This window comes from Phyllobacterium sp. LjRoot231, assembly GCF_964253365.1.
Taxonomy (GTDB): Bacteria; Pseudomonadota; Alphaproteobacteria; order Rhizobiales; family Rhizobiaceae; genus Phyllobacterium.
The window spans coordinates 1582487-1591166 of sequence record NZ_CAXUQT020000001.1; the positions used below are offsets into that span (position 1 = coordinate 1582487).

At 57.3% G+C, this 8680-nt stretch carries 16 protein-coding genes; 5 read left to right on the top strand and 11 right to left on the bottom strand.

Annotation, left to right across the window (positions count from 1 at the left end):
• From ACSQ3H_RS07725 to ACSQ3H_RS07745, 5 genes are all read left to right on the top strand, one after another.
• Window positions 1–225, top strand: a complete 225-nt coding sequence (locus ACSQ3H_RS07725) for a hypothetical protein (RefSeq protein WP_436116502.1) — start codon at window positions 1–3, stop codon at window positions 223–225.
• Window positions 222–794, top strand: coding sequence for a hypothetical protein (locus ACSQ3H_RS07730; protein WP_436116503.1), 573 nt, complete (start codon window positions 222–224; stop codon window positions 792–794). The genes ACSQ3H_RS07725 and ACSQ3H_RS07730 overlap by 4 nt, the downstream gene beginning before the upstream one ends.
• Window positions 795–1337 (top strand): hypothetical protein, encoded by a 543-nt coding sequence (locus ACSQ3H_RS07735; RefSeq protein WP_436116504.1) that lies wholly within the window; start codon window positions 795–797, stop codon window positions 1335–1337.
• A gap of 66 nt (window positions 1338–1403) precedes the next feature.
• Complete coding sequence (locus tag ACSQ3H_RS07740; RefSeq protein ID WP_436116505.1) at window positions 1404–2132, top strand: antA/AntB antirepressor family protein; 729 nt, start codon at window positions 1404–1406, stop codon at window positions 2130–2132.
• Entirely contained in the window at window positions 2129–2641 is a 513-nt protein-coding gene (locus ACSQ3H_RS07745) for a hypothetical protein (protein WP_436116506.1), read from the top strand. The genes ACSQ3H_RS07740 and ACSQ3H_RS07745 overlap by 4 nt, the downstream gene beginning before the upstream one ends.
• Window position 2642: 1 nt before the next feature.
• On the opposite strand, the gene ACSQ3H_RS07750 is transcribed toward ACSQ3H_RS07745, so the two are convergent.
• The 11 genes from ACSQ3H_RS07750 to ACSQ3H_RS07800 all read right to left on the bottom strand — a co-directional run bounded on the left by ACSQ3H_RS07750 (window position 2643) and on the right by ACSQ3H_RS07800 (window position 8602).
• Window positions 2643–2957 (bottom strand): DUF982 domain-containing protein, encoded by a 315-nt coding sequence (locus ACSQ3H_RS07750; protein WP_436116507.1) that lies wholly within the window; start codon window positions 2955–2957, stop codon window positions 2643–2645.
• A gap of 329 nt (window positions 2958–3286) precedes the next feature.
• On the bottom strand, window positions 3287–5263 hold the full coding sequence (locus tag ACSQ3H_RS07755) for a hypothetical protein (RefSeq protein WP_436116508.1): 1977 nt from the start codon (window positions 5261–5263) through the stop codon (window positions 3287–3289).
• Entirely contained in the window at window positions 5260–5571 is a 312-nt protein-coding gene (locus tag ACSQ3H_RS07760) for a hypothetical protein (RefSeq protein ID WP_436116509.1), read from the bottom strand. The genes ACSQ3H_RS07755 and ACSQ3H_RS07760 overlap by 4 nt, the downstream gene beginning before the upstream one ends.
• Window positions 5572–5643: 72 nt before the next feature.
• Window positions 5644–5895 (bottom strand): hypothetical protein, encoded by a 252-nt coding sequence (locus ACSQ3H_RS07765; RefSeq protein WP_436116510.1) that lies wholly within the window; start codon window positions 5893–5895, stop codon window positions 5644–5646.
• A gap of 95 nt (window positions 5896–5990) precedes the next feature.
• Window positions 5991–6281, bottom strand: coding sequence for a hypothetical protein (locus ACSQ3H_RS07770; RefSeq protein WP_436116511.1), 291 nt, complete (start codon window positions 6279–6281; stop codon window positions 5991–5993).
• A 58-nt stretch (window positions 6282–6339) separates the two neighbouring features.
• Window positions 6340–6594, bottom strand: coding sequence for a hypothetical protein (locus ACSQ3H_RS07775; protein ID WP_436116512.1), 255 nt, complete (start codon window positions 6592–6594; stop codon window positions 6340–6342).
• The gene (gene lysC, locus ACSQ3H_RS07780; protein ID WP_436116513.1) at window positions 6591–6791 is read right to left on the bottom strand and encodes an Rz1-like lysis system protein LysC; all 201 of its coding nucleotides are present in this window, start codon (window positions 6789–6791) and stop codon (window positions 6591–6593) included. Before lysC ends, ACSQ3H_RS07775 begins: the two co-directional genes overlap by 4 nt.
• 1 nt (window position 6792) lies before the next feature.
• Window positions 6793–7155 carry a hypothetical protein gene (locus ACSQ3H_RS07785; RefSeq protein ID WP_436116514.1) on the bottom strand — a complete coding sequence of 121 codons (363 nt, stop codon included), beginning with the start codon at window positions 7153–7155 and terminating at the stop codon, window positions 6793–6795.
• Window positions 7152–7649: a hypothetical protein gene (locus ACSQ3H_RS07790; RefSeq protein WP_436116515.1), complete on the bottom strand. Its 498-nt coding sequence runs from the start codon at window positions 7647–7649 to the stop codon at window positions 7152–7154. Before ACSQ3H_RS07790 ends, ACSQ3H_RS07785 begins: the two co-directional genes overlap by 4 nt.
• A gap of 171 nt (window positions 7650–7820) precedes the next feature.
• Window positions 7821–8054, bottom strand: coding sequence for a hypothetical protein (locus ACSQ3H_RS07795; RefSeq protein WP_436116516.1), 234 nt, complete (start codon window positions 8052–8054; stop codon window positions 7821–7823).
• 2 nt (window positions 8055–8056) lie between these two features.
• On the bottom strand, window positions 8057–8602 hold the full coding sequence (locus ACSQ3H_RS07800; RefSeq protein ID WP_436116517.1) for a peptidoglycan recognition protein family protein: 546 nt from the start codon (window positions 8600–8602) through the stop codon (window positions 8057–8059).
• Window positions 8603–8680 lie beyond the last annotated feature (78 nt).

The following is an 8680-nucleotide window of genomic DNA, read 5'->3' on the forward strand; positions in this document are numbered from 1 at the left end:
ATGAGCCACAGCAACATCCACCATCCGGACGGCCGGGACGAGCGCATGCGGCAGCGCATCGAGGTCGCTGTTCTCAAAGCACGCCTTGAGGTGACAGAGCAGACCCTTGCGGCCGTGCAATCGGACCTCGAATCCATCTTCGATCGTGTCTGGAACCAAGAGCCCGTCGAACTGAATTACAAATGCGGCACCGTGATCGTCGTCAAAGGGGAAAGCACGCCATGAACGATCCGATCAGTATTGCGCAACAGGGTTATACGACGTGGGCTGCAAAGCCGCACAATGCAAAATGGGTGCGTAAGATCGATGGAACTCCGATTCCCAACGATCTTGTCGTGTGTATTGCCATGGCATTCGCCGCTCACATCACCAGCCAAGAGTGGCGCTGTTTCCACTGCGAAGAAGTGTTCACCGATCCTGCGGCGGCGCGCGATCACTTTGGTTCGCACGAAGTTTGTGAGCCAATTTGCTGCATGTCGGCTGCGGACGTACGGGAGATGGAACGCGAGATCGAACGATATCGTGCCGAGGATAGTGACAAGGATCGCGAGATGCATGGAATGCGCGCTGACCACGCCCGCGCGCTGATCAACGAGGAAGAGAAGGGTTATGGTCGCGGTCTGGCCGATGGACGTGCACTTTCCCAACCTCACGCACAGGCATCGGAACCTTGCATCGTTTGCGACGGGACAGGATCGGTGCTGGACGGCACCCACATTTGTCTCGAATGCAATGGATCAGGAAAGCACGATGACCGCCCAGGCGGATTCGATGGTCCAACGGGAGCCGATTAAATGACCCGAGAACTTCGCTACGGCAACATGCCGGTGCCGTACTCCGTTTCGTGGTCGGCCGAAGAATCGCAGCACCTTGCGAAATGTCCGCATGCGGAGGGCAGGATAGCCGCTTGCAACGCCGTCGCGCCGGGAGAGGGCAAGCCGCAATTCGGAAAACCGCACATGCAGCGCCATCGCGAAGTGATCGCTGACGGATTGTGCGATCTTTGCGGCAAAACTCTTCACCAGCGCACCAAGGTTTCACTATCGCACGCGCGGCCGCAACCTGGTGCAGAAGGGCTTTGCGTGATGCAGGTCGAGCCGCTGCTGCACAAGGAATGCGCCGCGACCAGCCTTCGGTACTGTCCATCGCTTAAGCGTGACATCGAGCGCGGCACGCTGCGCGTTCGTCAAGTGCTTCGGTACCGCGTCCAGTTTGCGATGATGACCAGCGCCGCAACGCTCGAATTTACCGGTGTGTGCCATCCCGGCGCCATCGGCCACGCCAAGGTCGAGCTGCTCGCGTGGAAGGATCGAAACGCAGCATGGTTGGGAGGATAGCCCATAGCCCAGAAAAGCAAAGGCATCCTCGATTGGATGTTGATCAACCGTTCTAAGGATCATCCTATGACATCTTTTCCGGTAGTTATTAAACGCACCATTGGTGGCGATATCGTTCAGTCGGTCAATGCCCGTGACTTGCATGCCTTCCTTGGCAACAAGGATCATTTCTCAACTTGGATCAAGGATCGTATCGTCCAATATAATTTCACCCTCGACAGCGATTTTGTGACTTATTCGGAAAGTTCCGAAAAAGGTCGGCCGAGTTTGGAGTACGTCATTTCGATCGATATGGCGAAAGAGATATCTATGGTGGAGCGTAGCGCCAAGGGCAAGGAAGCGCGGCAATATTTCCTCGAATGCGAACGCCGCGCTAAAGACCCATCAGTCTCACTCAATGATCCGGCTCATCTTCGCGCACTGCTCTTGGACAACGTCGAGAAGGTCATCGCGCTAGAAGGTAAGGTGCAACAGCTTCAGCCGTCGCATGACGCTCTGCAGCGCATCGCCAATGCCGACGGAAGCCTTTGCGTCACCGATGCCGCCAAGAGCCTTCAGATGCGGCCAATGGATCTGACGAACTGGCTTGTCAGGAACGGCTGGGTGTATCGTCGCACGGGCAGCAGCGTCCTTATCGCCCACTCTTCTCAAATCAGGACCGGAAATCTTGAGACAAAGTTGACGGTCAAGATCGGAGAGGACGGGCACGAGCGCACTTATACCCAAGCTCGCATCACTGCAAAAGGACTGACGCACCTTTCGCTTGCGCTTAACCCGTTGAGGAACGCCGGATGACTGAAGAACTGATCAGCGAAGCCTGGTTGAGTGCTTCAGGCTTCAAATGGCACCAGCACGATCGGCAACCTGAAAAGCATTGGCTGCTTTGGCTTGGCAGTGCTGTCGGCCGACACACGTCATTCGAAGATATCGGCATCGAGGTCACCACGATGCAATTCAAAAACAGCAGCGGCGATACGGTGGGAGACGACGCATGGTTCGTCTGGTTCCGATCGGACACGGCGCATCGCTATAGCCGCTTCGTTCACGTCCGGCACATGCGGTATCAGCATGAGCTGATCAAACTTGTGGAAGCGGTTTCGGGCCAGCCGTGGGCTCCTGAAAATCACTTGTACGGATCTGCACTGCTTCCGAAGCATGCGGCGGAGGTTCGCCAGCGCGAACAGGATCTCGATCATCGTATCCGTTCTTGGCACCCGCATAACGATATCGAGAAAGACGACTCGCGCGGCCGTGCATTGCCTAACCATTTTCAGGATAGCGTGAAGAACGGCACCAGCAAATAGGTCACGCCCGGCGGCGTGGTTTGCTCCGATGCCACCGCGTCGGCTTGCCGGTTGGCGGTCCTCGCTCCGGTGCATCGACATAGATATTGGCTTCCTTCGCAGCCTGGATGAACGCGAACCGCGCCGATCCGGGAGAGAGTTTGCCTTCAAGGCATGACAGGAGGGCATATTTCGCAGCGGATAGCGCTTCGCCTTCCTCAATTGGCCAGTCGGTCAGCAGGAACTCAGCCGCCTGAAGCGCTGATGTGACGACACGCATCCGTCCGAGCGTGCTGGTCATTACCGTGACTTCTTTAAACCACTTCTCGTCTTCCATTGCCGAATCCCGTGCCGGTTCCTATCTCCGTTGCATGACAATCCATTTAGACACCATCGGTTCCCTGATCGATAATGAACATAATCTGCGGGCCTATTGCAATAACCCCGAATGCCATCATTGCGTCATGCTCGATCTGGAAGCGCTGGCAAAGCGTCTAGGCCGCGATCACAGCACCATGAGGGATGATCTTGTTCCCAAGCTCAAATGCTCTGCATGCGGGTCTAAGGATATCGCCTTGATCCTGTCTGCCAACAGCGCAGAAGGGTCGGGGTTGAGCGGGTAATCTGCAAAAAGCCCGCCGCTGTTACCGCGACGGGCTGTGTTTGCTATGGCGATGAAACCTGCACCGCGTAACTGCCGGGAGGTATTGGCCTGCGCGCAACACGCAGCTCCCCGCCGACAATCTTGAAACACCGGCCGGGATCATAAACCAGCCGGTACGTCGTGCCACCACTCAACGTTCCCACAGTGGCGTTGACGGCAGCTGCTTCTGAAATGGTCGAGGCCGACAGCGTTATCGCGCTGCTCGGACTTTTCTTCGATTGGAGCGGATAGACCGTTTCGGCGCTGGGAGGTGCGGTTGGCGTAGGCGTCGCTGTATTGACTGACGCCGGGCTTATCGCCTTCCACCCTTCCCAATCATGCAGATTTGACCAGTTGACGGCCGGATCGCCGGAATACATGGCGATTGCAGTAGAGAGATCAGCGAGCGCAGCGGCTTTGGTCTGCTTGCCGACCGTATCGCCGTAAGAAACGCCGCTACCGACGCCCACCACGCTCTCGATGGACATGCCGAATTGCACCGGCGGAACTATATTGTTCGCCTTGTTCACCTCATATCGAACTCGATCGATGATATTGGGTGCAGTGGTCGTGTAGGACATAATCGCAGCGACATCGGTATAACGGGCCAGGTGCAAGAATACGTTCTGAGTGATCGCGCCGGCACCATCGCCATGATCATAGGTGCAGGTGATGGGTTCCCCGAAATAATCATCGAACCATACGGGCAGGGCAGACGCAAATAGCATGTTGGCATTGGCGCAACGCACCTTGCACTGCTTGTGCATCTCAACCCAATCGCGCATCAGATATTCTCGATCGAGCGCCTGTGTAGCCTTCCACTCGCCACCGCCGACGGTGCTGAGGGCAGAGGAGGCAATTCCGTTGTGAAACGTAAAGAATCCCTCCTGATCGGCCGGTTCGCAGTCAATATGGAAGCCGTAGAACTTCTGCGCCGCTGTCGCGGTCTGATTGAATGCGATGACGGCATCGATGTTGGCGAACAGGAATTGATAACCGTCAACATCGGAAAAATGCCCGCGGTTGCCATCAAGTCCCCAGACGCGGATGCCAAGGGCATTGGCCTGTGCGTTAAAACTCTGCATCGCCGCCGCATTGGCCTCAACCAGCGCTGCAGTCGTGAAACAATACAGATCCGTGATCGAGCTGTTGATGCACTCATTGAGAAGGATGTTCTTTTGGCTGGTCGAGGCGATGGTCTGGACGTAGGTCCAAACCCACAGGCCGCGCCTCTGGACCTTCGCAGGCGAGATCGTGATTTCTGGGGGAACACCCTTCCAAGCCAGTCCGATCGCGCCATAGATCACGTTTGCGCCCGCGATATCAACGGCTGGGGCGGTTTCGGGGAAGTCCTGCGTCAGTGTCGCGATGTAGAAGCGGCAACCACCGCCGCCTGTCGTGCCCTGATCAAGGTTTTCAATCCATGGCACGGAGGCTCCGGACGCGGTATTCGCAGCGAGCCGCATGATGTTCTGTTCGGCAAGGCGACGCCAGCCTAGCGATGTGACGGCAACGCCGGTCACAACCGCCGCTGCGGCCTGCAAGACCGTACCCAGCGCCTCGTATGGGGTGCCAGTGGTGATGCAACCGCGACGGGCCGTAACCTGCGCAGCGAGAAGGTTTGTCGACGTACGCCCAGCGTTGATAACTGCTTGGGCTGCTTCCGATCCCGTGTGGCGCTTCCAAAACCAGCCGACGCGGTGCGCGCCCACATTAAATTGTGTGATTTCGCTATAGCCGGTTGGAACGTCGAAGGCGGTATTCGAATTGAGGCACAATGCCTGAATGACGATAATGTCATTGGCCTGCATGCCGGCGGGCAATGCTGGCGTGACACTGGTTGTTGAGGTGTTGGCGCCGACAGCACCCTGTCCCAGATAGGTCGGGGCAGGCCCTTCGGCGGTAATTGTTATGGCAAATTCGGACGTGAGTGTACCGGGACCGCCACCGCTCGAGCGGCGCGACATGCCAAGCCCCAAACCAAGAGCTAACCGGCTCATGCGTCTACCACCGCGATCTTTTCAAGGGGCGTGGCGGTCCACTCGCGCGTTTGACCGTCCGAAACGAGCCAATCGCCACCAGCGGAAGCAATGGGATTGATCCCGAATTTCACCCATACGTCTCCGCCTGATGCTGTCACAGACCAGAATAGCTGGCCCTTGTTGTCGGGCGCGATCTGGGTGCCTTGTGCGGATCCTGCCGCAGACGTCATCGCCTCAGACGAAATAGGCTTGGATGCAGGAAGCAACGCTAGGCCCTTCGTGGTGCCATCGAGCAATCTTCCAAGAGACACATTTACGAGAGCCATCGTAATTCCTTTTGAGTTGACGCAGCGACCCGAAGGCCGCTGCAAGCGCACACCGTGGCGTGCGGGATAAAATTACTCGACGGGGGTGAAGTCGATGAAGTAGGCCTTGCCGATCTCGAAGGCGTCTATCGCTGACGGATTGGTGACAGCCATCTCGATCTTTCCCGATGGGGTGTACTTCGACCAGCTTTCATTCACCTTGCCGTCGCCATAGCTTCCGAACACCGGAGCCAGTGTAATGGTGGCATAGGGGGCAGTTCCCGGCGTGCCGGTATGCTTGACCTCGGTGACAAAAAACTTCGCTCTTACTACTGGCGCGCTCATGCGGCTTCTCCTTTGATTACCCGGTACCGCCGGGAGCGGATCGAAAACCCGCCGCCGTTGTAGGCGACGGGCCGCTTCAGCCCTGGGAGGGGCTGCTAACAGAGGTAGCGGTCGCCAGGCTTCGGATTGACGCCGATGTTCCGGAAATCAAATCGCACCTTGTCGTTGTACGTTCGAATCCGGTCCATTCGCGCAAAGGCAAAGGCCGGAAGAGCCGCCTGCGTGACGCGGTGCTCGACATAGGGTGTCGGCAAGACGTGATCGGCTTGGGTGACATATGCGATCGGCACGACCAGCGGATCAGCGCTACTCGATGCAATCTGGGGTGCGGCGAACATGACCATGCAGGCCAGAGCGGCAATTGAGCCAAAGAATAGCAGGCGCATATTGCGTCCTTTCGGTTAGAGTCTGCCCGGTACCGCCGGGCGCGGATTGGTAAGAGCGTCAACCGCCCTTGGTGAAATAGATCAGCGCCACGAACATGAGCGCGAAACCGATGTAGGCGAGGGCGATCGACGCCTTTCCCGCAACAGGGTGGCGGTCCTGCGCAACGAATTGCGACCAGCACGCAAAGAGCGCGCTCCAGACCGCGAACGATCGCGCTACGGTGTCGCCGAAAACGATGACGGTAAGCAGAGCGACGAGGGCAAAGGCCAGCGCTCCAGTGGCGAAGATCAGCTTTTCAATGTTGGGGTTCATTGAGGTTTCCTTACTGTTGTGTCTCGCCAACGGCGCATGCCATCGACTTGAGCGGTGCAGACTTGCAGCGTCCCGCGCGTGGCGATGAGCTGATCGACAATCCCGCCAGTGGTAGCGACGGCCTTGTACGGATCTCGAATGGGTTCGAGGAAAGCAGCTGGTGGCTCTGCCACGATCACTTCGGGAGCCTGCACCACTTTAATTTCCCTTCCTGTTGAGCAGGCGGAGCAGCTCAGAAGGAGGAATAGTTTCAAGATATTTGCGCACGTCCGCATCGGTGACTTCCAAATCTGACACCGCCTTGTTGGTGTCGATGACGTTCTGATTGATCGTGGCGAGCTGCCTTGTGATTTCAGCGAACAGTGCGTTCTTCCGCGCATCGAGGTCATGAAGCTCTTCGATGGTCGAAGCCTGCTTTTTGTTCGCATCAACGGCTGTCGTGGCGTCAGCCGTTGCGCGATCGGCGCGCGCCTTCTCATCGATGGCATTGCCGCGAAACCACAGCGCCGCACCGATGGCGATAGCCAGCAACAGGTAAGGGATGATCTTGAGGTACGTCATTGCAGCGCCAGCACTGACGAGTCCTGGGCGATGATGGCTAGAATTGCGATCAGCAATCCCAGCATACCACCTGTCCAGAGCGTTTGACGTTCCCGGCCGTGAAAAAGCCCCAATCCGAAATCGGGTGCCGTCACCTGTAGCACCGCTGCGATAATAGCCACGTATCTGCCAGCGGCCGTCAGCATCGACGAGTTCATATCGAAACCGCGTGACCGGAAGTAGATCGAGGTAAGCACGTCCACGTTGTAGGCGACCCAGCATAAGAAAAACCCCAGCGTCATCTGGCGCACACGGTTGAACGGGAAGATGCCAAGGGCTGCGTTGAGCAGCAGCCGCCAGTACGCAACCATGATTGCGGCCATGGAGCCCATGAACACGCTGTTCAAGACCACGATAAGGTTCTCGACGTCGACAAAGCGCACAAGCACGGCAAAGAGCAGCGCGAGAAGGACGCCGATCTGGATGACCCTGTTAAGAGCGAGGTTTCGGTACATTTTGCGTCCTTTTTCTCAGTCGGTCGTTCTCGTTTAGAAAGTCCGCAATCGTGTCTTCCAACCGTCCGCGCGTCTCTGTTAGTTCCTGCCGCGATCGATCGACCTTTTCGAGGATCGCTTTTTGGGGACGAGTGTCGTGTTTGAACAGCGATGAGAAAAAACCCGTCATGATCACTCCGGAACTTTCACGCGAATGACATCAACCAGCCTGTTCATGGACGCGGCTGTTTCCCCTTGTGCCTTGACGCTCTGCTGTCCCATCTCGATCAGCTGATCGGTCAGGGTATTGTTGCGAAGCCATTGCGCCCGGTTCACATACGCAAGCGCTATGAGTCCCACCCCGGCCATGCCGTTTTGCAGGATGATCTGCACGATAGCGTCGAGGACTCCGGGTGATCCCTCCATTTTCAGAGTGCTTTCAGCTTCGCCGAGACTTCCGCGCGGAGGTAATCGCCGCAAGCCTTCTGACCGATGAGGGACGGATCGAACGCCAAGCGGGTATAATCCCACTTCCCGGCCTGCTGGATTCCGAGCGTGTTCTGCACCTCGCCGTGGCTGAGCACGGTCTTGGGAGTGACCGGGATGCCATAAAACTTGCAGAGCTGCGCAACGCCGGTTGTCATGGCGTCGAACTGCGTCCGTGTCATGGGATACTTGCCGGCGTTAAAGGGGCTCTCGATCGCATCGAGCATGCAGGCGAGCGAAACGCCGATCGAGCCCGTGTTGCAGCCCTTGGTATGGGCGGCATAGTCATCGTCGGCCGTGTTCACATTGTCATCAATGGAATGATCGCCGCGCACGACGTTGCCGTCGCTTTCCCAGATGACGTGGTAGTGCTCTTTGTCGATGACACTGGCTTTGTAGCCACCAGCGGTCCAATGGCAGATGACGCGCGTCATCTTACATTTTGGCATCCAAAGGGCAGGAATGATGGGGGATGGATTGGCGGTCATGACGTGGGCTCCGAAAGGGTAGCCGCACGTCATGCGCAGTCGCTGGACCGTGTTTAGCAGAAATAAGAATGGAGCAAA

What these genes read in the sequence shown, in the direction of transcription:
- ACSQ3H_RS07725 (WP_436116502.1), top strand. Translation starts at nt 1, where the DNA reads ATGAGCCACAGCAACATCCACCATCCGGACGGCCGGGACGAGCGCATG.
- ACSQ3H_RS07730 (WP_436116503.1), top strand. Translation starts at nt 222, where the DNA reads ATGAACGATCCGATCAGTATTGCGCAACAGGGTTATACGACGTGGGCT.
- ACSQ3H_RS07735 (WP_436116504.1), top strand. Translation starts at nt 795, where the DNA reads ATGACCCGAGAACTTCGCTACGGCAACATGCCGGTGCCGTACTCCGTT.
- ACSQ3H_RS07740 (WP_436116505.1), top strand. Translation starts at nt 1,404, where the DNA reads ATGACATCTTTTCCGGTAGTTATTAAACGCACCATTGGTGGCGATATC.
- ACSQ3H_RS07745 (WP_436116506.1), top strand. Translation starts at nt 2,129, where the DNA reads ATGACTGAAGAACTGATCAGCGAAGCCTGGTTGAGTGCTTCAGGCTTC.
- ACSQ3H_RS07750 (WP_436116507.1), bottom strand. Translation starts at nt 2,957, where the DNA reads ATGGAAGACGAGAAGTGGTTTAAAGAAGTCACGGTAATGACCAGCACG.
- ACSQ3H_RS07755 (WP_436116508.1), bottom strand. Translation starts at nt 5,263, where the DNA reads ATGAGCCGGTTAGCTCTTGGTTTGGGGCTTGGCATGTCGCGCCGCTCG.
- ACSQ3H_RS07760 (WP_436116509.1), bottom strand. Translation starts at nt 5,571, where the DNA reads ATGGCTCTCGTAAATGTGTCTCTTGGAAGATTGCTCGATGGCACCACG.
- ACSQ3H_RS07765 (WP_436116510.1), bottom strand. Translation starts at nt 5,895, where the DNA reads ATGAGCGCGCCAGTAGTAAGAGCGAAGTTTTTTGTCACCGAGGTCAAG.
- ACSQ3H_RS07770 (WP_436116511.1), bottom strand. Translation starts at nt 6,281, where the DNA reads ATGCGCCTGCTATTCTTTGGCTCAATTGCCGCTCTGGCCTGCATGGTC.
- ACSQ3H_RS07775 (WP_436116512.1), bottom strand. Translation starts at nt 6,594, where the DNA reads ATGAACCCCAACATTGAAAAGCTGATCTTCGCCACTGGAGCGCTGGCC.
- ACSQ3H_RS07785 (WP_436116514.1), bottom strand. Translation starts at nt 7,155, where the DNA reads ATGACGTACCTCAAGATCATCCCTTACCTGTTGCTGGCTATCGCCATC.
- ACSQ3H_RS07790 (WP_436116515.1), bottom strand. Translation starts at nt 7,649, where the DNA reads ATGTACCGAAACCTCGCTCTTAACAGGGTCATCCAGATCGGCGTCCTT.
- ACSQ3H_RS07795 (WP_436116516.1), bottom strand. Translation starts at nt 8,054, where the DNA reads ATGGAGGGATCACCCGGAGTCCTCGACGCTATCGTGCAGATCATCCTG.
- ACSQ3H_RS07800 (WP_436116517.1), bottom strand. Translation starts at nt 8,602, where the DNA reads ATGACCGCCAATCCATCCCCCATCATTCCTGCCCTTTGGATGCCAAAA.